17 protein-coding genes and 1 tRNA gene are annotated in these 19,548 nt (G+C 65.1%); 12 read left to right on the forward strand and 6 right to left on the reverse strand.

The features are described from left to right. Window positions 1-41 precede the first annotated feature (41 nt). The 3 genes from CK625_RS04515 to CK625_RS04525 all read left to right on the forward strand — a co-directional run bounded on the left by CK625_RS04515 (window position 42) and on the right by CK625_RS04525 (window position 2,014). Window positions 42-137, forward strand: a tRNA-Sec gene (locus CK625_RS04515). Between the two features lie 109 nt (window positions 138-246). After that, on the forward strand, window positions 247-1,326 hold the full coding sequence (gene selD, locus CK625_RS04520; protein ID WP_095539126.1) for a selenide, water dikinase SelD: 1,080 nt from the start codon (window positions 247-249) through the stop codon (window positions 1,324-1,326). Between the two features lie 52 nt (window positions 1,327-1,378). Then, a complete protein-coding gene (locus tag CK625_RS04525) occupies window positions 1,379-2,014 on the forward strand; it encodes a YbhB/YbcL family Raf kinase inhibitor-like protein (protein WP_095539127.1) in 636 nt (211 codons plus the stop codon). A gap of 124 nt (window positions 2,015-2,138) precedes the next feature. Here the strand turns inward: CK625_RS04525 and CK625_RS04530 are convergent, their stop codons facing one another. The 4 genes from CK625_RS04530 to CK625_RS04545 all read right to left on the reverse strand — a co-directional run bounded on the left by CK625_RS04530 (window position 2,139) and on the right by CK625_RS04545 (window position 7,690). Continuing rightward, window positions 2,139-2,933, reverse strand: coding sequence for a MetQ/NlpA family ABC transporter substrate-binding protein (locus tag CK625_RS04530; RefSeq protein ID WP_095539128.1), 795 nt, complete (start codon window positions 2,931-2,933; stop codon window positions 2,139-2,141). Window positions 2,934-3,183: 250 nt separating this feature from the next. Then, on the reverse strand, window positions 3,184-4,284 hold the full coding sequence (gene mutY, locus CK625_RS04535) for an A/G-specific adenine glycosylase (protein ID WP_429001298.1): 1,101 nt from the start codon (window positions 4,282-4,284) through the stop codon (window positions 3,184-3,186). A 122-nt stretch (window positions 4,285-4,406) separates the two neighbouring features. Continuing rightward, a complete protein-coding gene (locus CK625_RS04540) occupies window positions 4,407-6,392 on the reverse strand; it encodes a dynamin family protein (protein WP_143326177.1) in 1,986 nt (661 codons plus the stop codon). A 233-nt stretch (window positions 6,393-6,625) separates the two neighbouring features. Then, window positions 6,626-7,690, reverse strand: a complete 1,065-nt coding sequence (locus CK625_RS04545) for an AraC family transcriptional regulator (protein ID WP_238945517.1) — start codon at window positions 7,688-7,690, stop codon at window positions 6,626-6,628. A gap of 229 nt (window positions 7,691-7,919) precedes the next feature. On the opposite strand from CK625_RS04545, the gene CK625_RS04550 reads away from it, so the two are divergent. From CK625_RS04550 to CK625_RS04580, 7 genes are all read left to right on the forward strand, one after another. Next, window positions 7,920-9,623 (forward strand): AMP-binding protein, encoded by a 1,704-nt coding sequence (locus CK625_RS04550; protein WP_095539131.1) that lies wholly within the window; start codon window positions 7,920-7,922, stop codon window positions 9,621-9,623. Window positions 9,624-9,699: 76 nt separating this feature from the next. Beyond that, entirely contained in the window at window positions 9,700-11,322 is a 1,623-nt protein-coding gene (locus CK625_RS04555; protein WP_095539132.1) for a carboxyl transferase domain-containing protein, read from the forward strand. A gap of 119 nt (window positions 11,323-11,441) precedes the next feature. After that, window positions 11,442-12,620: an ATPase gene (locus CK625_RS04560; protein ID WP_095539133.1), complete on the forward strand. Its 1,179-nt coding sequence runs from the start codon at window positions 11,442-11,444 to the stop codon at window positions 12,618-12,620. A gap of 126 nt (window positions 12,621-12,746) precedes the next feature. After that, entirely contained in the window at window positions 12,747-13,013 is a 267-nt protein-coding gene (locus CK625_RS04565) for a type II toxin-antitoxin system VapB family antitoxin (RefSeq protein ID WP_095539134.1), read from the forward strand. Next, complete coding sequence (vapC, locus tag CK625_RS04570) at window positions 13,000-13,401, forward strand: type II toxin-antitoxin system VapC family toxin (protein ID WP_095539135.1); 402 nt, start codon at window positions 13,000-13,002, stop codon at window positions 13,399-13,401. Before CK625_RS04565 ends, vapC begins: the two co-directional genes overlap by 14 nt. Before the next feature lie 124 nt (window positions 13,402-13,525). Continuing rightward, the gene (locus CK625_RS04575) at window positions 13,526-14,032 is read left to right on the forward strand and encodes an OsmC family protein (protein ID WP_095539136.1); all 507 of its coding nucleotides are present in this window, start codon (window positions 13,526-13,528) and stop codon (window positions 14,030-14,032) included. A 28-nt stretch (window positions 14,033-14,060) separates the two neighbouring features. After that, on the forward strand, window positions 14,061-14,855 hold the full coding sequence (locus CK625_RS04580; protein ID WP_095539137.1) for an enoyl-CoA hydratase/isomerase family protein: 795 nt from the start codon (window positions 14,061-14,063) through the stop codon (window positions 14,853-14,855). Between the two features lie 54 nt (window positions 14,856-14,909). Here CK625_RS04580 and CK625_RS04585 read toward each other — a convergent pair whose 3' ends face one another. Both CK625_RS04585 and CK625_RS14260 read right to left on the reverse strand, forming a co-directional pair. Next, on the reverse strand, window positions 14,910-15,248 hold the full coding sequence (locus tag CK625_RS04585; protein WP_143326178.1) for an outer membrane protein assembly factor BamE: 339 nt from the start codon (window positions 15,246-15,248) through the stop codon (window positions 14,910-14,912). A gap of 140 nt (window positions 15,249-15,388) precedes the next feature. Further along, a complete protein-coding gene (locus CK625_RS14260; protein ID WP_429001295.1) occupies window positions 15,389-15,832 on the reverse strand; it encodes a DUF6973 domain-containing protein in 444 nt (147 codons plus the stop codon). A 460-nt stretch (window positions 15,833-16,292) separates the two neighbouring features. Between CK625_RS14260 and CK625_RS04590 the strand changes: the two genes are divergently transcribed. Beyond that, a complete protein-coding gene (locus CK625_RS04590; protein WP_095539139.1) occupies window positions 16,293-17,039 on the forward strand; it encodes a DUF4126 domain-containing protein in 747 nt (248 codons plus the stop codon). A gap of 450 nt (window positions 17,040-17,489) precedes the next feature. After that, window positions 17,490-19,529, forward strand: a complete 2,040-nt coding sequence (locus CK625_RS04595) for an acetyl/propionyl/methylcrotonyl-CoA carboxylase subunit alpha (RefSeq protein WP_095539140.1) — start codon at window positions 17,490-17,492, stop codon at window positions 19,527-19,529. Window positions 19,530-19,548: the final 19 nt, after the last annotated feature.

Here is a 19,548-nt window from a genome sequence, read left to right on the forward strand (position 1 = left end):
TTCCGGCCTGCAGGCTTTGCAACCTGCAGGCCGTATGTTCTGGAAGGCATACGCACCCGGTGGTGCGCCCGGGCTTCAAACCCGGTAGGGGGTGTCAGACGCTCCCTGGTAGGTTCGACTCCTGCTGCTTTCCGCCACCCATGCGCACTGTGCCGCTGCCGCGCTGGGGCATGGCCCGTGCCTTGTTGGCCGGGCTGTTTTTTTGCCTGCGCGGCGCCAATAGTGCGCTTTTGAACCGTCTCTGCCATGAATTCATCTGCTTCATCCCCCACCACGCCGCCGCGGCTGACCTCGCTCTCGCACGGCGGGGGCTGCGGTTGCAAGATCGCCCCGGGCGTGCTCAGCGACTTGCTGGCGCGCAGCCGCCTGCCGCTGCCGCAGCAGTTCCCGCAGTTGCTGGTGGGCACCGAGACGGCCGACGATGCCGCGGTCTATCAGATCAACGAGCGCCAGGCCATCGTCGCCACGACGGATTTCTTCATGCCCATCGTCGATGACCCCTACGACTTCGGCCGTATCGCGGCCACGAATGCGCTGTCGGACATCTACGCCATGGGCGCCACGCCGCTGTTTGCGCTGGCCATCGTCGGCATGCCCATCCATGTGCTGCCGCACGAGACCATCGCTCGCATCCTCGAAGGCGGCGAAGCCGTGTGCCGCGATGCCGGCATTGCGCTGGCCGGCGGCCATTCGATCGACTCGGTCGAGCCCATCTACGGGCTGGTGGGCATTGGCATCGTCGATCCGGCCCAGCTCAAGCGCAATGCCAGCGCACAGGCCGGCGATGTGCTGATTCTGGGCAAGCCGCTGGGGGTGGGCGTGCTCTCGGCGGCGCTGAAGAAGGGCCAGCTCGATGAACAAGGCTATGCCCGGATGCTGCACAGCACCACGCAGCTCAACCGCCCCGGCACGGCGCTGGCGGCGCTGCCGGGCGTGCACGCCATGACGGACGTGACGGGCTTTGGCCTGCTGGGCCATGCGCTGGAGCTGGCGCGCGGCGCGGGCCTGCAGGCCCAGCTGCAATGCGCGCAGCTGCCGCTGCTGCCGGGCGTGCGCGAGCTGGCGGCGCAGGGCATCGTCACCGGCGCCTCGGCGCGCAACTGGCAGTCCTACGGCGACAAGGTGCAATTGCCCGCGGGCTGTGACGAGGCCACGCGCGCGCTGCTGACCGACCCGCAGACCTCGGGCGGCCTGCTGGTGGCCTGCGCGCCCGAGGCCGCTGACCAAGTGCTGCGCCTGTTCACCCAGGCCGGCTTTGCCCAGGCCAGCGTCATTGGCCGCATGGCCGCGCTGCCGCCCGGGCAGGCGCCAGTGTGCGTGCAATGAAGCGGCCCCTACAATCGACCGCTGCCATTGACGACACAGAGGAGGAATCTGCATGAAGCTCATCAGCCACAGCTTTCAGGATGGCCAGGCCATCCCCGGCGAATTTGCCTTCGGCGTGCCCGACGCCAGCGCCCACGTGGCCTTGTCGGCCAACCGCAATCCGCACCTGGCCTGGAGTGAGGCGCCGGCGGGCACGCAGTCCTTCGTGCTGATCTGCCACGACCCGGACGTGCCCAGCCGTGGCGACGACGTGAACCAGGAAGGCCGCACCGTGCCGGCCGATCTGCCACGTGTGGATTTCTTTCACTGGCTGCTGCTGGACATCCCCGCCACAACCGGGGAAATCGCCGCCGGCGCGCAGTCAAACGGGGTCACGCCACGCGGCAAGAGCGGCCCCGAGGCGCCGGGCGGCATGCGCCACGGCATCAACGACTACACCGGCTGGTTTGCCGGCGACGCGCAGATGCAGGGCGATTACTACGGCTACGACGGCCCCTGCCCGCCGTGGAACGATGCGCTGCGGCACCGCTACGTTTTCACCATTTACGCGCTGGCGCAGCCGCAACTGCAGGTCGATGGCCCGCTGACGGGCGCCAATGTGCGCGCCGCACTGCAGCGCGCACAGGTGCTGGGCCAAGCCAACATCACGGGGCTGTACACGCTCAACCCTGCGGTCTCGCTGGCTTGAGCGCCCATTGCCAGAACATCTGGCTGAACCACAAAAAACCGCGCCGATCGCATGCACGATCGGCGCGGTTTTTGTTTGCATTGGGCGCAGGCGCTCAAAACCTGCTCGCGATCACAGCGCTGGTTCAGAACGCCGGCACGATGGCGCCCTTGTACTTGGTGTTGATGAATTCGCGCACTTGCTCGGTGCGCAGCGCATCAGTGAGTTTTTGCAGCGCGGCATCGTCTGCGCGGTCGGCGTGGGTGACGACGATGTTCACGTAGGGCGAGTCCGCGCCTTCAATGAGCAGCGCATCCTTGGCCGGCACCAGCTTGGCCTCCAGCGCGTAGTTGGTGTTGATCAGCGCCAGGTCCACGTCGTCCAGCGCGCGCGGCAGGATGGCCGCCTCCAGCTCGCGGAACTGCAGCTTCTTGGGGTTTTCGGCAATGTCGGCCACCGTCGAGGTGATGTTGGCGCTGTCCTTGAGCTTGATCACGCCGTGCTTGTCCAGCAGCAGCAGCGCACGGCCGGAGTTGGTCGGGTCATTGGGGATGGCGACGATGGCGCCTTCCTTGAGCTCGCCAATGGCCTTGATCTTCTTCGAGTAGGCGCCAAAGGGCTCGATGTGGATGCCGCCCTTGGGCAGTTGCACCAGCTGGGTCTTGCGGTCCTTGTTGAAGCTCTCCAGGTAGGGCAGGTGCTGGAAGAAGTTGGCGTCCAGCTGCTTTTCCTGCGTGGCCGTGTTGGGCAGCACGTAGTCGGTGAACTCCTTGACCTCCAGCTCGATGCCCTGCTCCTTCAGCTTGGGCGCGACGAAGTTCAGCAGCTCGGCATGGGGTACGGGCGTGGCGCCCACCACCAGCTTGGTCTGGGCCTGGGCATGCACGGCCGCAAAGGACAGGGCCGCAGCGGCCACCAGGGGAAGCAGTTTTTTCATCATGACGATTCCTTGCAAAACGGTTCTTGGGAAAGAGATGAGATGGAGATGAGGTGAGGTGCGCCCGACCAGCCATGCCAGCGCCGACGCAAGTGGCTTGAATGCCTGAGGGCCTGCCGGGGTTGACCTGCCTGGCGAGCGCCAAGGCCGCGAACAGCGCAGATTCTAGAAGCGCGCGCGCAGCACCCTTACGAATATTCTTTTCTTTGGATATGCCTGCCAGCCATATGGCCAGATGGCGATATGACCAAGTTCAGAGCCCGCCTTGGCGCAGCCAACCAAGCAATGCGGCGGGCACGGCCCATTGCCCGGCCAGGATGTGCGCCACCGGCACCCAATGCCATGGGGCGGGCGCATCGGCCTGCTCCGTGCTGCCGGGAAGCGACGGCAGCGCATTACCTGCGCCGGGCAATTGCAGCACGGCCGGGCGCAGCGTCAAATCGCGGTGCGTGAGCACGTGGCGAAATTGCCCCTGCCATTGCAGCGCCAGCCCGGCCCAGCCGCAATCGGCCTGAAAGCGCTCCAGCTGCGCCGGCTCCTCAAAGCTGGGAAAGCAGTACAGCTGCGCCCAGATGCCGCCAGAGGCGCCGCGCGCCGGACGTTTTTGCAGCAGCACGCGGCCCTGTGCATCGCGCACCACCAGCCACAGCCAGGTCAGTGCGCGGCGCTGCAGCTTGCGGGTCTTGACAGGGTAATGCAGCACGCGCTGCTGCAGGCGCGCGCGGCAGTCGGCCGCCAGCGGGCAGGCGTCGCAATCGGGCTTGCGCGGGGTGCAAACCATGGCGCCCAAATCCATCAGGCCCTGGGTGTAGGCGGGCATGGCGCGCTGCAGGTCTTGCCGGGGCAGCAATTGATGCGCCTGCTGCCACAGGCTGCGCACGGCCGCCGTGCTGGCCAGGTCGCCATCGAAGGCCAGCCAGCGCGCCATGACGCGCTGCACGTTGGCATCGAGGATGGATTGGCGCGCGCCAAAGCAAAAGGCGGCGATGGCATGGGCCGTGGAGCGGCCAATGCCCGGCAGGCTGGCCAGTTGCTGCGGATCGCGCGGAAACTGCCCGCCCCATTGCGCCACGACCTGCTGCGCGGCGCGGTGCAGGTTGCGCGCGCGGCTGTAATAGCCCAGACCGCTCCAGAGTTGCAGCACCTGGTCTTCGCTGGCCTGGGCCAGTTGCTGCACGTTGGGCAAGGTCTGCACGAAGCGCGGGTAGTAGCGCAGCACGGTTTGCACCTGGGTTTGCTGCAGCATGATTTCCGAGAGCCAGACGCGGTAAGGATCGCGCGTGCCCTGCCAGGGCAGGCCGTGGCGGCCGGCGCGCCGCTGCCAGGCAATCAGGCGCTCGCTGAAGGGGGCCAGGGCTGGGGTTGGGCTTGCAGGGGATGCCTGCGCCTGCTGGGCTGCGGCTGCCAGCTCAGCGGGCTTGATCGCGGCCAGCTCTGTGGCGGCCAATTCAGCCGCCGCCAATTCTGGAGCGGCCATCAGGCGCTGGCCGCAGCCGTGGCGCTGCTGCCCAGATCCATGCTGCGGGTGATGGAGTGCAGCGACAGCTCCAGCCGCTCGGCGCGGTCGTGCAGCTGCAGGGCAATCTCCTTGAGGTTGGCCGTGTCGTCCTGCAGCTCCTGCAGGCGCTCGGTCAGATCCAGGTCGGCCTGCTCGATGCGCTCGGCCGTTTCGCTGCGGTTGATGAAGCTGTGGCGCCGCTCCTTGAGCTGCACGTCCAACTGCGCCGTGGAGGCCTTGTTCCACAGCTCCAGCTCGTTGGAGGCAGCCTCGAACACCGAGCGCAGCCGCATCGAGATGGCCGAGACCAGTCGCTCGCTGAACTCGGTCGAGGAGAGCTTGAGCACGTTGGTGATCGAGAAGTGGTGCTTGTTGCCCTCGGCGATCTTTTCCAGATCCAAGGCGAACTGGCGCAGGTCCACCTCCTCGGGCGGCTGCAGCGCAAAGCCAAATTCGGTGTTCAGGCTGTTGTAGGAATCGACCAGCACGCGCTGCATCTGGTTGGCGATTTCCTGGCTGCTCTCGAGCACCTCGCGCAGGTTGGAGAAAGTCTCCATGAAGCGCTTTTGAAAGCCCAGCGTCAGCATCTTGCCCTGCAGCTCGCCAGAGAGCGCATTGAGCTCGCTCTTGATGGTCTTGGCGCTGAGCTGGTTGAAGGCCTGATTGAGCAGCTTGTTCTGCGCCGCGCGCAGGCCCAGGATCTTGTTGACGCTGCTGTCGAACTCCTTGCGCTCGCGCGCAATGCGCATGCGGATGCTGCGCCGCGCGCTGCTGTTCTTGCCCTGCAGGCTGGTGAGCTCCTGGATTTGCTCGGTCAGGTCGCGCAGGCGCACGTGCAGCAGCTGGCGCGCCTCGGCGCGGATGTCGGTCAGGCCGCGCATCAGCGCGCGGTTGAGAATCAGATGGCGCTGGCCCAGCAGGGTATCGACCAGCACCCATTCCAGGCGCCGGATGGCGCTGTCGCGCAGCAGCTTTTCGTCCTTGTTGATCTTGGCCACCAGGGCCTTTTGCGCCGAGACGGCCAGCACGTGGCTGGTGGGCACGCCCAGCGTTTCGGCCACGCTTTGGCGCTGGCGCTTGATTTGCTCTTCCTGCTCTTGCTTGCTGGTGAGCTCATCCCACAGCACGTCGATCTTGTTGAGCACCACCAGGCGCAGCCCGACCGAATCCACGTGGCGCGCCAGGTGCTCCTGCCAGATCTGGCGGTCCGAGCGCGTCACGCCGGTTTCCGCGCCCAGGATGAAGAGCACGGCCTGGGCCTGCGGCAGCAGGCTGACGGTCAGCTCGGGCTCGGCGCCGATGGCGTTCAGGCCCGGCGTGTCCAGAATCACCATGCCCTTTTTCAGCAGCGGGTGGGGGAAGTTGATCAGCGCGTGACGCCACTTGGGCACCTCAAGAATGCCCGAGGCGTTGACCGGTGGGTTGTCGTCCTCGTTTTCGTCGGACCAGAAGCCCAGGCGGCGCGCCTCCTCCTGATCAACCTGGGTGGTCTGCGTGACTTGCTCCAGCGCCTGCGCCACGCTGTCGCCCGAGTGCGGATCGAAGGGCACGTTCAGCCACGACGAGGGCTTGAGCTTCCAGTCCGCCAGGCTGGCGCTGAGCTTGCGCGTCTCGATGGGCAGCAGGCGCACGCCCGGCGGGTGGGCGTCGTCCCAGGTCAGCTCGGTGGGGCACATGGTGGTGCGCCCGGCGCTGGCGGGCATGATGCGCCGCCCGTAGCTGGAGAAGAACAGCGCGTTGATCATCTCCGACTTGCCGCGCGAGTACTCGGCCACGAAGGCCACCGTGATCTTGTCGTTGGCCGCCTGCGCCTGCAGCCGCGCCAGGCGCTCCATGGTGGCGTTGTTGCGCAGCCCCTTGCTCTCCAGCCAGTCCGAGAATTCCTGCAGCTCGCTGGAGAACTCGGCGCGCCATTGGCCGTACTGATCGAATCGCTGGTTGAAAGTCTGGCTGTCGACGCTCACGGTGTGCTCTTTTTGTATGGAATGAATCAGGAGAAGGTCTGCAAAGCCCCAGCCCAGTGGGCCAAGCAAAGGCAAGGGCCATGCGACCGTGCGCCAGGGCACATGACCGCATCATGGCCGCAGCATCGAAAACGCCCGGCATTGTCGCACTCATCGCCGCCTGGGCAAACCGGCTAGCCGCGCCATTGCGGCTGGCCGGCCGGGGCGCGCCGCTTCAGAGCCTGTTCACAATCTCAGCGCTCTTGCTGGCGGCGGTAGGCATTGGGGGAAACCCCCAGCCAGCGCGTGAAGGCGCGGGTAAAGCTCTTGGCGTTGTCAAAGCCCACCAGCGCCGCCACTTTCTTGATCGGATAGTCGGTGCGCGCCAGCAGCTGCATGGCGCGCTCGCGGCGCACCTCATCCTTGATGGCCTGCAGGCTGGTGCCGTCGTCCTGCAAAAAGCGGTGCAGGCTGCGCACCGAAACATGCAATTGGCGTGCCAGACTCTGGGCGGTGTGGGCGCTGCCCTCGGCATGGCTGAGCAGCTGGCGCACGCGCTGCTGCACCAGCCGGTCGCGCCGGTAGGGCTTGACCACCACCAGCAGCGCGCGCTGCAGCATCTGGTTGAGCGCGGCCTCGCCACGGCGCAGCGGCATGTCCAGGTAGCTGGCGTCAAAGCCAATGCTGGCGCAGGCCGCGCCATAGCCAATCGGCCCGGGGAACATGCGCGCCAGCTCGGCGGCATAGGCCGGCGCGGCAAAGGGCAGTTGCACGCCCGTCAGGGGGATTTGCGAATCGAGCAGCCAGCAGGAAAAGCCGTGGATATTGCGCAGCAGCGTCAGCAGGCCCAGGCGGCGCTGCGGCAGCGGCGCCTGCAGCAGCTCGTGCACGGAGATCGTCGCCTGCTTGCGCTGCACCTCCAGCTGCAGCTGCACGTCGCGCGTCAGCAGGCCATGGTGGCGGCACCAGCGCAGCAGCGCCACGCGCAGGTTCGGCGCGGAGATCGAGGCCCGCGCCAGCAGGCCATAGCTGCCCCAGCGCAGCGGCTGCGACAGCCAGCCCAGCGCCTCGTCGTCGAGCTCGCGCATGGCGTAGCTCGACAGGCGCTCCATCTGCAAGGCGGTGATGCAGCCACCGGGATCGCGCAACTCCGATGGCGTGATTTGTGCATGCTCCAGCGCCGCCTGCGGATCCTTGCCGTAGCGCCCGTAGGCCTGCAGGATCACCAGCACAAAATCCAGGGGCGTGGCCTTGGCGGGCTGCTGTATTGGGGTTTTCCTGGATGGGCCAGGCGTCATGGGCGCGGCGGCAGCGGCCATGGCTGGTGCAGTGGCAGGCTTTTTCATCGGCAGGCGCAGGTTCTCGGAACTGGGCGCATTCTGGCACTTTTTGTGCCCCAATCCAAACGCCCGGCCAGCCCCTGCCACAGTAAGATGCCGCGCGCGCCCCATGGGCCAGCAAGGGCCAGCAAGGGCCAGCAAGGGCCAGCAAGGGGCCGACAAGTGGCCAGCAAAGCCCAGGCCCCATCACGACAAGAGGAGACACACCATGGACAGTTACGCCCAAGGCAGCACCGCCACTGCCCTGATCGAGCAAACGATTGGCGATTTCTTCGACGCCATGGCGCAGCGCCACCCCGAGCGCGATGCGCTGGTCAGCCGCCACCAGGGCCTGCGCTACACCTACCGCGAGCTGCAGGCCAAGGTCAACCAGTTCGCCAGCGCCCTGCTGGGGCTGGGCCTGCAGCCGGGTGATCGCATCGGCATTTGGTCGCACAACAATGTGGAATGGGTGCTGATGCAACTGGCCACGGCCAAGGTGGGCCTGGTGCTGGTCAACATCAACCCGGCCTATCGCACGGCCGAGGCCGAATACGCGCTCAACAAGGTCGGCTGCAAGGCCCTGGTGGCCATGCCCAGCTTCAAGACCAGCGATTACCTGGGCATGCTGCGCGAGCTGGCGCCCGAGCTGGCGCAGTTGCCGCCAGGCCAGACAGGCCAGTTGGCCGCGCGCCGCCTGCCGTTTCTGCGCCATGTGTTCTGGATCGACGTGCCCGGCCAGGGCCAGGAGCAGCCGGGCATGCAGCGCTTTTCCGAGCTGCTGGCCACGGGCGATGCCAATGACCCGCAGGTTGCGCAGGTGCAGGCCGGCCTGAAGAACACCGACCCGATCAACATCCAGTTCACCAGCGGCACCACGGGCTTCCCCAAAGGGGCCACGCTGACGCACCGCAACATCCTCAACAACGGCTTTTTCATTGGCGAGTGCATGAAGCTCACGCCCGAAGACCGGCTGTGCATCCCCGTGCCGCTGTACCACTGCTTTGGCATGGTGCTGGGCAATCTGGCCTGCATCACGCACGGCAGCGCCATCGTCTATCCCAACGACGGCTTTGACGCCCTGACGGTGCTGGAGACCGTGCAGGCCGAAAAATGCACCGGCCTGCATGGCGTGCCCACCATGTTCATCGCCGAGCTGGACCACCCGCGCTTTGCCGAGTTCGACCTCTCCAGCCTGCGCACCGGCATCATGGCCGGCACGGCCTGCCCGATCGAAGTCATGCGCCGCGTGGTCGATCAAATGCACCTGTCGGAAATCACCATCGCCTACGGCATGACGGAAACCAGCCCGGTGAGCTGCCAGAGCGACACGGCCACGCCGCTGGAGCGCCGCGTGACCACCGTCGGCCAGGTGCAGCCGCACCTGGAGATCAAGATCGTCGATCCCGACACTGGCGAGACCGTGCCGCGCGGCCAGTCGGGCGAGTTCTGCACGCGCGGCTACTCCGTGATGCACGGCTACTGGGGCGATGAGGAAAAGACCCGCGAAGCCATCGACGCCGAGGGCTGGATGCACACGGGCGATTTGGCCACCATGGATGAGCAGGGCTACGTCAACATCGTCGGCCGCATCAAGGACATGGTGATCCGCGGCGGCGAGAACATCTACCCGCGCGAGATCGAGGAATTCCTCTACCGCCACCCCAAGGTGCAGGACGTGCAGGTCGTGGGCGTGCCCGACGAAAAATACGGCGAGGAGCTCTGCGCCTGGATCATCGCCAAGCCCGGCGCACTGGTGACGGAGGACGACATCCGCGAATTCTGCAAGGGCCAGATTGCGCACTACAAGGTGCCGCGCTACATCCGCTTCGTCGATGTCTTCCCGATGACGGTGACGGGCAAGATCCAGAAATTCGCCATCCGCGACGAGATGAAGAAACTGCTGGGCCTGAGCGAAGCCAAGACCGCCTGAAAACCCCGTTCAAAGCGCCCTGCGCAACACCCCAAACACCAGGCCCCGGCAAGGGGCCAGCACACAAGAACCCCCTATGGCCATCCTCACTTCCAAGATCAATCCCCGCTCCGCCGACTTCCAAGCCAGCGCCGATGCCATGCGCGCCCTGGTGGACGATTTGAACCAGCAGTTCGAGCGCATCGAACAAGGCGGCGGCCAGGCTGCGCGCGACAAGCACCAATCGCGCGGCAAGCTGCTGCCGCGCGACCGCGTGCAGGCCCTGCTCGACCCCGGCTCGCCCTTCCTCGAAGTGGCGCCGCTGGCCGCACTGAACATGTATAAGGACAAAGACGGCAAGGACGCCGCGCCCTGCGCCGGCGTGATCTGCGGCATCGGCCGCATCAACGGCGTGGAGTGCATGGTGGTGTGCAACGACGCCACCGTCAAAGGCGGCACCTACTACCCCATGACGGTGAAAAAACACCTGCGCGCGCAGGAAATCGCCATGCAAAACCGCCTGCCCTGCGTGTATTTGGTGGATTCGGGCGGCGCGAACCTGCCCAACCAGGACGACGTCTTCCCCGACCGCGACCACTTCGGCCGCATCTTCTACAACCAAGCCAACATGAGCGCCCAGGGCATCGCGCAGATCGCCGTCGTCATGGGCAGTTGCACGGCAGGCGGGGCCTACGTGCCCGCCATGAGCGATGAAACCATCATCGTCAAAAACCAGGGCACCATCTTCCTGGGTGGCCCGCCGCTGGTCAAAGCCGCCACGGGCGAAGTCGTCAGCGCCGAGGACTTAGGGGGAGGCGACGTGCACACGCGCCTCTCGGGCGTGGCCGACTACCTGGCGCAAAACGACATGCACGCCCTGGCCCTGGCGCGCGAAAAGGTCAAGAACCTGCAATGGAGCAAGGCCCCCTGCCCGGCCGACGCCCAGCCCAAGGCCCCGCGCTTTGCCGCCGAGGAGCTCTACGGCATCATCCCCACCGACACGCGCAAGCCCTTTGACGTGCGCGAGATCATCGCCCGCATCGTGGACGACAGCGAGCTGGACGAATTCAAGGCCCGCTTTGGCACCACGCTGGTCTGCGGCTTTGCCCGCATCGAGGGCATGATGGTGGGCATCATCGCCAACAACGGCATCCTGTTTTCCGAATCCGCGCAAAAAGGCGCGCACTTCATCGAGCTGTGCTGTCAGCGCAAGATCCCGCTGGTGTTTTTGCAGAACATCACCGGCTTCATGGTCGGGCGCAAGTACGAAAACGAAGGCATTGCCCGCCACGGCGCCAAGATGGTCACGGCCGTGGCCACGGCCAACGTGCCCAAGTTCACCATCATCATTGGCGGCAGCTTCGGCGCGGGCAACTACGGCATGTGCGGCCGCGCCTACTCGCCGCGCTTCCTGTGGATGTGGCCCAACGCCCGCATCAGCGTCATGGGCGGCGAGCAGGCCGCCAGCGTGCTGGCCACCGTCAAGCGCGATGGCATCGAGGCCAAAGGCGGCCAGTGGAGCGCCGAGGAAGAAGAAGCCTTCAAGGCGCCCATCCGCCAACAGTACGAGGAGCAAGGCCACCCCTACTACGCCAGCGCCCGCCTGTGGGATGACGGCGTGATCGACCCCATCGACACCCGCCGCGTGCTGGCTTTGGGGCTGTCGGCGGCGCGCAATGCGCCGGTGGAAGACGTGAAGTTTGGCGTGTTCCGCATGTAAGAGCCTGTCTTGCCCACTCGCGCCCATCTCGTGAACAGCTTCCAAACGGCAACTACCAGAAATTACCCGTTTAAAGTAAATTACCATTCATAGGTAATCTAAGGTAATTGGTATCTTTCATGCTATTTCCCCGCTCTGACTACGCCAAGGCGCTGGCCGATCAGCTGCTCAGCCCCTCGGGGCTGCACACCGGCGTGCGCTCGGGTGTGTTTCTGTCCAACATCCGGCGCGTTGGCAAAAGCACCTTCTTGCGCAACGAGTTGGTGCCAGAGCTGCGCCAGCGCGGCGCCATCGTCATCTATGTGGATTTGTGGGCCGACGTGAACCGCGCGCCCCTTGATTTGGTGCTGGAAGCCGTGCGCAAAGAGCTGCGCGCGCTGCAAACGCCTGGGGCAGACATGCTCAAGCGCCTCAAAGGCATGGGGCTGGGCGCAGCGGGCCTGTCTTTGAGCTTTCAACTCGACACGCTGGGCCGCCAAGGCGGCGCCACCCTGGCGCAGGCCATGCGCGAGCTGGTGCATCAGGCCCGGGCCGACGTGGTGCTGATCGTGGACGAAGTGCAGCAGGCCGCAGGCGCGGCGGGCAATGCCTTGATGGCCGCCCTCAAGGCCGCGCGCGATGAAGTCAATGGCGACCCCCAGGCGCCTGGCCACTTCCTGTTCGTCGGCACCGGCTCGCACCGCTCGCTGATGAACGACATGGCCACCAAGCCCTCACACCCGTTCAAGGGCGCGGTGACCGCAACCTTCGAGCCGCTGCCGCAAGCCTACGTGCAGTGGAAGCTCAACCAGCTGGCCGCCGATGGCGTGCGCCTGCCCTCGCCCGAGGCCGCCTGGCGCGGCTTTCAGACCCTGGGCCACCGCCCGGAAGAGCTCGAGCGTGCGCTGGGCCAATTCCAGGCCGCGCCACAAGGCAGCGACGCCGAGTTCGACCTCATCTGCGCCACCCTGGCCTCGACCGCAGCCGACATCGAATTTGCACGCGCCGGCGAAATTGGCGGCGAGCTGGGCGAGCTGGTATTCACCCGCATCGCCGACGGCCCGGAAGACGGCACGCGCGAGCTCTACGGCCAGGCCGCACTGGCCGACTACGCCGCTGCCCTGGGCATGGCCGTGGAAGTCAAGCAGGTACAAAACGCAGTGGATGCCTTGGTGGCCGCCAACCTGATTGCCCGCATCGGCCATGGCCGCTTCATCATCTCCGACCCCTACGTGCGCAGCATCTGGCGCCAGCGAAATGCCCTCACGCAGGCGCTGCGGGCGGGCCAGCCCATGCCCGTGCAAAGGGGCGGGCTGTGAGGGCGAGCCACGTGCTGACCCCCTGGCGCGTCGGCTGCGCTGCGCTCGATGGCGCTGGGTGCAGTGGCTTGGCAAGTTTCGTCTGCGAAGTCAGAATGTGTATCTATTTCAATTTTTCTACACATCATGCGCACCAATATCGACATTGACGACAAGGTGATGGCTGCGGCCATGAAGGGGGGCCAGTTCAAGACCAAGCGCGAGGCCGTGGAAGCCGGCCTGCGCCTGATCGCCCAACGCAACCACGCGCGCGAGGTGCTCAAGTGGCGCGGCAAGCTGCATTGGGACGACCAGCCCGACCCCGCCGCTGCCGCGACGCCACAAGCGCCCCAAGTGGCCGAGACCAAGGCCCGCTACCCGGCCAAGGCCGCCCGCAGCCATGCTCGTCGTTGACAGCAGCGTGTGGATCGACTTTTTCCGCGATGCGCCCGCGCCCGCAGTGGATGTGCTGGCGCAGTGCATGGAAAAAAGCGACATCGAAATCATCGTGCCCGACCTGGTGCTGTACGAAGTGCTGCGCGGCTTTCGCCACGAGCGCGACTACCGCAGCGCCCGCCGCCTGCTGGAAGGCTTCACGGTCGAAGCGGCCTTCAGCCCCGGCCTGGCCCGCCAGGCCGCCGAGCACTACCGCGCCATGGTGGCGCAGGGCTTCACGCTGCGCAGCCCCATTGACGTGATGATTGGCGCCTTCTGCATCGAGCGCGACTACCTGCTGCTGCACAACGACCGCGACTTCGAGGTCATGCACCACCTGCGCGGCCTGCGCGTGTGGCTGCACTGACGATGCGCTGAAAGCCCCCGCCATGTCTGCCTGCATCCGCCTCTTCACCCCCAGCGCTCACGCAACTGGGCCAATCCAGCCCATCGCTGGATCTGGCACCCAAGCTGCAACAGGAAAGCCAAGCATGAGCACCTACACCGCCACCGTCACCTGGCAACTTGGCCCACAGGAAGACTTTGAAGACTTTGCTAAAGGCCGCTACAGCCGCCGCCACCTCTGGCGCTTTGACGGCGGGCAGCCGGTGGCCGCCTCGTCCTCGCCGCACATCGTGCCCCTGCCCTGGTCGGACGCGCAGGCCGTGGACCCGGAAGAGGCCTTCGTTGCCTCGCTCGCCTCCTGCCACATGCTGTGGTTTCTCTCCATCGCCGCGCGCCAGGGCTTTGCCGTGCAGCGCTATGAAGACCGCGCCAGCGGCGTGATGGAGAAAAACGCCCAGGGCAAGCTCTGGGTGAGCGTCGTCACCCTGGCGCCCGCCGTGCGCTTCGCGGGCCGCCAGCCCAGCCGCGAGGAACTGCTGGCCCTGCACCACGCGGCCCATGAAGAATGCTTCATCGCCCAGTCGGTGAAAACCGAGGTGCGCTGCCAGCCCGTCTGGCCTTTGCCGGAAGGCGACGCGCCCCAGCCCGACTGATTTACCCCCCCTTTTTTCGCCACCCTCCATGACCCAAGCCATCCACATCGCCACCACCGGCCACGTTGCCACCGTCACCCTCTCGCGCCCGGACGTGCGCAACGCCTTCAATGACGAGGTGATTGCCCAGCTCACCCAGGCCTTCACGCAATTGGGCGCAGCGCCCGAGGTGCGCGCCATCGTGCTGGCCGCCGAAGGCAAGGCCTTTTGCGCTGGGGCCGATTTGAACTGGATGCGTCGCATGGCCGATTACACGCGCCAGGAGAATCTGGCCGACGCAGGCAAGCTGGCCGAGATGCTGCGCGTGATCTACACCTGCCCCAAGCCGACGATTGCCCGCGTGCAGGGCGACGTGTACGCCGGCGGCATGGGCCTGGTGGCCGCCTGCGACATGGCCGTGGCCGTGCAGGCCGCAGGCTTTTGCCTCTCCGAAGTCAAGCTGGGCCTGATCCCGGCCACCATCAGCCCCTACGTCATCCGCGCCATGGGGCCGCGCGCCTCGCACCGCTACTTCCTCACCGCCGAACGCTTCAGCGCGCAAGAGGCGCTGCGCTGCGGCTTCGTGCACGAAGTCGTGCCCGACGAAGCCGCGCTGGATGCCAAGCTGGCCGAGTTGCTGGGCGCGCTCACCAGCGCCAGCCCCAATGCCGTCAAGGAATGCAAGCAGCTGCTGCATGAGGTGGCCGAGCGCGACATCGACGCCGCACTGATCGCGCAGACCGTGCAAGGCATTGCCGACATCCGCGCCAGTGACGAGGGCAAGGAGGGCGTGCAGTCCTTCCTGCAAAAGCGCAAGCCGGCGTGGCTGCGGGCTCAGGCATGAAAAACGGCCTGGCCGGCCGTTTCTGTTCAGGGTTTGTTTTTGAGGTGTTTCATGTCAGCGGCGCACCACTTTGAAACTGCTCACGCGATCGCTTGCGTCATAAGTGATGACGTATTCCTCCGGGTCGATGCCCATGGGCGCCACGCCCAGGAAATAGCGGTCACTGTCCCGGGTTTTCAGATCCGGCTCTCCTAACAGTTCGTGAACCTGCGCCCGTGCCATTCCTCTGCGCAAATGATGCTTTTCCAGCGCCTCAATCTGCCCCGCACGCGGGTTGTCGGCACTTTGCGAGCCCTTTTGCGCGCGCCACAAGGCGGCATCAAAAGATGAAGACATATGACATCCCGTTAAAGAAAAAGTCCAAACCAACAGACTGAAGAAAAATATTCTCATGGTGATCTCGTTATCATTTGTGCATCACTATCAACATAACATTATTCAATAACGCCTATGATCTGGATACACATCACCCTTTGGAAGCGGCTTACCCCCGCCATCCTGTGGGTCATTGGCCTTGCCGGTTTGACCAATGACTACTTCATTGCTCCAAGCAAGTTCGCTTTTTTGTCTATCACAACCATCTCGCCATTCTTTACCGCATCCTGAACCAGATCTGCCAACTCCTGTGGACTCGCATTCGGATTTTCCATGGGAATGCGGCGCCCCACTTCATTGTTGTACAAGTCCATGGCTTCCGCATCTGACGTATCGGCTAACCCCTCATGCGCCGTAGCAAACTGCTTTGCAAACTCAATTCCGAATTCACGGGTCATCAGGGCATTCCAGTATGCATGACGAAACGCGTCTCCATGCCCATCGGTCTGGGTAGCGCGGGGATATCGATTATTGGCCTGCGCCAGAGCATCGTCTCGAATACTTTTGAACTCATACAACCCCACTAGACCGCGAGAAAATTGTAGTTTGTCGAGCAAAGCCCCCTCGGTTTTACTGAGGACTTGAGATGGTCCAAAGGGCACCTAGTTTGGTGAACATGTAACCATTTCATCCTGTTGAACCTGGTAATTCTGCAGCACGTCATCAAGAGAAGGTCGAGATTTTGCGAAAGAATTTTTATCTGCAGGATAAAAATCAGCGGTTTTGGCAGTTACAAAAGAACTACCCAATGAGCCAAGAGATGCAACCATTTTTACTCTCCAATCTAAAAGTCTGGTGAAGGGCAATTTTCATATAATTTGATAAAGATTCTGGTTGAAAAAAGAAAAATGCGCGTTTTTTGTGTCTGTCCAGTATTCGGTCTTGACCCTCTTTTGCTGTGTTCCATTCAACTTCATGGCCCAAAAAACCCAAAAAACGCGCACGCATGCATGTCGCCGCCGCACTTTTTTGCGTTGCGGCCAGGTTCGCGGGCTTGTGAATAAAATGGCCCGCCAGCGCTTATCCGGCAAGCAGCAAACACTGTAAATCAAGTCGCAACATATGCAGGAAAGTCCCTTTGCCGCCCGCTTCGTGCAATGGTTGCACGAGATGGGCATACACATCGGCCCGGACGCCGCGCGCGCCGTGGGGCAGGCCGTGGACCAGGGCGCGCAGGCGGCGGGCACCGCCATGCAACAACTGGACATGCCGGGCCTGCTGGCGCTGGCCGCCGCGCTGGGCTGGGCCAGCGGCTTTCGGCTGTATGCCGTCACTTTTCTGGTCGGCGGCATGGGCGCGGCGGGCTGGCTGGCGCTGCCGCCGGGGCTGGCCGTGCTGGCGCATCCGCTGGTGCTGGCCGTCAGCGGCTTCATGCTGCTGGTGGAATTTTTTGCGGACAAGGTGCCCTGGCTGGACAGCGCGTGGGATGGCCTCAACGCCTTCGTCCGCGTGCCTGCCGGCGCGCTGCTGGCCGCCGGTGTTTTCGGGGCAGACAGCGCCGTGATGGGCGTGGCCGCGGGGCTGCTGGGCGGCTCGCTGGCGGCCGCCTCGTTCGCCGCCAAGGCCACGGCGCGCGCGGCCATCAACACCAGCCCGGAGCCGTTTTCCAACTGGCTGGCCTCGCTGTTCGAGGACGGCCTGGTCATCGCCGTGGTCTGGCTGGCCACGCAATACCCGCTGGCCTTTGGCATCGCGCTGGCGGTGATGGTGCTGCTGGCCATTGCGCTGATCGCGCTGCTGTTCAAATTTTTCAAGGCGGTGTTGCGCCGCCTGCGCCGCCAGCCGCAAGAGGCGCCGGCAGCGCCTTGACACCCCCGGTTTTCCCCATTCAGACATTTGAGGAGACACACCATGTTCACCAAGATCCTGATCGCCAACCGCGGAGAAAGCCAGCCCTTGGGGCAGGCTTCAACAAGACGCCTGGCACGCGCAGCGTGCGCAGGCGATTTCGTCCAACGTGCTGTTTGAACAACGAGGAGAGCCCACCATGTTCAGCAAAATCCTGATCGCCAACCGCGGCGAAAGCCAGCCCCTGGGGCAGGCTTCAACAAAACGCCTGGCGCGCGCAGCGTGCGCAGGCGATTTCGCCCAACGCGCTGTTTGAACAACGAGGAGAGCCCACCATGTTCAGCAAAATCCTGATCGCCAATCGTGGCGAAAGCCAGTCCCTGGGGCAGGCTTCAACAAAACGCCTGGCACGCGCAGCGTGCGCAGGCGATTTCGCCCAACGCGCCGTTTGAACAACAAGGAGAGCCCACCATGTTCAGCAAAATCCTGATTGCCAACCGGGGCGAAATCGCCTGCCGCGTCGCCGCCACTGCCCACCGCCTGGGCGTGCAAACCGTGGCCGTGTATTCCGATGCCGATGCCAAGGCCAAGCACGTGCAGGTCTGCGACGAGGCCGTGCACGTGGGCGGCAACACGCCCAAGGAGAGCTACCTGCAATGGCAGCGCATCATCGATGCGGCCAAGGCCACGGGCGCGCAGGCCATCCACCCCGGCTACGGCTTTTTGAGCGAGAACGAGGAATTCGCCCAGGCTTGCGCCGACAACGGCCTGGTCTTCATCGGCCCGCCCGCCAGCGCCATCTCCGCCATGGGCCTGAAAGCCGAATCCAAACGCCTGATGGAAAAAGCGGGCGTGCCCTTGGTGCCCGGCTACCACGGCGCCGACCAGGACGAGGCCCTGCTGCAGCGCGAGGCCGATCGCATCGGCTACCCCGTGCTCATCAAGGCCAGCGCCGGCGGCGGCGGCAAGGGCATGCGCATCGTCGAGAAGGCCGAGGACTTCGCCGCCGCGCTGCAATCGTGCAAGCGCGAGGCGATCAACAGCTTTGGCGACGACAACGTGCTGGTCGAAAAATACGTGCAGCGCCCGCGCCACATCGAAATCCAGGTCTTTGCCGACACGCAAGGCAACGTGGTCTATCTGTTCGAGCGCGACTGCTCCGTGCAGCGCCGCCACCAGAAGGTGCTGGAAGAAGCGCCCGCCCCCGGCATGACCGACACCCTGCGCCAGCAAATGGGCCTGGCCGCCGTCAACGCCGCGCGCGCCGTGGGCTACGTGGGCGCAGGCACGGTGGAATTCATCGTCGAGCAGCCCGGCGGCTACGACAAGCCCGAGGAGATGAAGTTCTACTTCATGGAGATGAACACCCGCCTGCAGGTCGAGCACCCCGTCACCGAGGCCATCACCGGCACCGATCTGGTCGAATGGCAGTTGCGCGTGGCCGCTGGCGAGCCCCTGCCCAAGCGCCAGGAGGAGCTGCGCATCAACGGCCACGCCATCGAGGCGCGCATCAACGCCGAAAACCCTGACAACGACTTCCTGCCCGCCACCGGCACGCTTTCCATCTACCGCAAGCCCGCCTCCAGCAGCTTTGCCGTCAGCGAAGTGCGCGTGGACGACGGCGTGCGCGAGGGCGACGCCATCAGCCCGTTCTACGACTCCATGATCGCCAAGCTCATCGTGCACGGCGAAACGCGCGAGCAGGCCCTGGCGCGGCTGGATGAGGCGCTCTCGCAACTGCACATCGTCGGCCTGCCGGGCAACGTGCAATTCCTGCGCCGCGCCATCAAGACCGAATCCTTCGCGCAGGCCAGGCTCGACACCGCCCTGATCCAGCGCGAGGCCGCCCAGCTCTTTGGCCAAAGCGCCTGGCCCGTGGAATACACCGTGGCCGCCGCCGTGGCCGGCATGCTGCACCAGGAAGAAGCCAGCCCCGAGCGCGACCCCTTCGCCCAGCGCGACGGCTGGCGAGGCTGGGGCGTGGCCAAGCGCTTCTTCCTCTTTGCCAAGGGCGAAGCCAAGCTGGACGCCACCGTCAGCTACCTCAACGACGGCAGCCTGCACCTGAGCATCCGCCCGCACGGCGACTACAAGGCCGCGCCGCTGCGCGAAGGCATCGTGCAATTTGCCCCCGTGCCCGGCAGCGATGCGCTGGAAGTGCAATTTGCCGAGCGCAGCGCGCGCCTGTCCATCTACCGCAACGGCAGCGCCGTGGAAGTCTTTGCCGCGCGCGGCCACGACAGCATCACCTGGATCGACCCGCTGAGCCAAAGCGAAGGCGAAGGCGAAGGCGGCGGCCTGGCAGCGCCCATGCCCGGCAAAGTCGTCTCCTTCGCCGTGCAACCCGGCGACAAGGTCAAGAAAGGCCAGCCGCTGGCCGTGATGGAAGCCATGAAGATGGAGCACACCATCGTCGCCCCGCGCGACGGCGTGGTGGCCGAACTGCTGTTCGCCCCTGGCGACCAAGTCATGGACGGCGCCGAACTGCTGACCCTGGGCAGCGCCAGTTGAGCGCGCCTACCCAAGCCCC

Source organism: Vandammella animalimorsus, assembly GCF_002285265.1.
GTDB lineage: Bacteria > Pseudomonadota > Gammaproteobacteria > Burkholderiales > Burkholderiaceae_C > Lampropedia.

What these genes read in the sequence shown, in the direction of transcription:
- selD (WP_095539126.1), top strand. Translation starts at nt 247, where the DNA reads ATGAATTCATCTGCTTCATCCCCCACCACGCCGCCGCGGCTGACCTCG.
- vapC (WP_095539135.1), top strand. Translation starts at nt 13,000, where the DNA reads ATGCTCGTCGTTGACAGCAGCGTGTGGATCGACTTTTTCCGCGATGCG.
- CK625_RS04550 (WP_095539131.1), top strand. Translation starts at nt 7,920, where the DNA reads ATGGACAGTTACGCCCAAGGCAGCACCGCCACTGCCCTGATCGAGCAA.
- CK625_RS04560 (WP_095539133.1), top strand. Translation starts at nt 11,442, where the DNA reads ATGCTATTTCCCCGCTCTGACTACGCCAAGGCGCTGGCCGATCAGCTG.
- CK625_RS04590 (WP_095539139.1), top strand. Translation starts at nt 16,293, where the DNA reads ATGCAGGAAAGTCCCTTTGCCGCCCGCTTCGTGCAATGGTTGCACGAG.
- CK625_RS04545 (WP_238945517.1), bottom strand. Translation starts at nt 7,690, where the DNA reads ATGGCCGCTGCCGCCGCGCCCATGACGCCTGGCCCATCCAGGAAAACC.
- CK625_RS04565 (WP_095539134.1), top strand. Translation starts at nt 12,747, where the DNA reads ATGCGCACCAATATCGACATTGACGACAAGGTGATGGCTGCGGCCATG.
- CK625_RS04585 (WP_143326178.1), bottom strand. Translation starts at nt 15,248, where the DNA reads ATGAGAATATTTTTCTTCAGTCTGTTGGTTTGGACTTTTTCTTTAACG.
- CK625_RS04595 (WP_095539140.1), top strand. Translation starts at nt 17,490, where the DNA reads ATGTTCAGCAAAATCCTGATTGCCAACCGGGGCGAAATCGCCTGCCGC.
- CK625_RS04525 (WP_095539127.1), top strand. Translation starts at nt 1,379, where the DNA reads ATGAAGCTCATCAGCCACAGCTTTCAGGATGGCCAGGCCATCCCCGGC.
- CK625_RS04575 (WP_095539136.1), top strand. Translation starts at nt 13,526, where the DNA reads ATGAGCACCTACACCGCCACCGTCACCTGGCAACTTGGCCCACAGGAA.
- CK625_RS04555 (WP_095539132.1), top strand. Translation starts at nt 9,700, where the DNA reads ATGGCCATCCTCACTTCCAAGATCAATCCCCGCTCCGCCGACTTCCAA.
- CK625_RS04580 (WP_095539137.1), top strand. Translation starts at nt 14,061, where the DNA reads ATGACCCAAGCCATCCACATCGCCACCACCGGCCACGTTGCCACCGTC.
- CK625_RS04530 (WP_095539128.1), bottom strand. Translation starts at nt 2,933, where the DNA reads ATGATGAAAAAACTGCTTCCCCTGGTGGCCGCTGCGGCCCTGTCCTTT.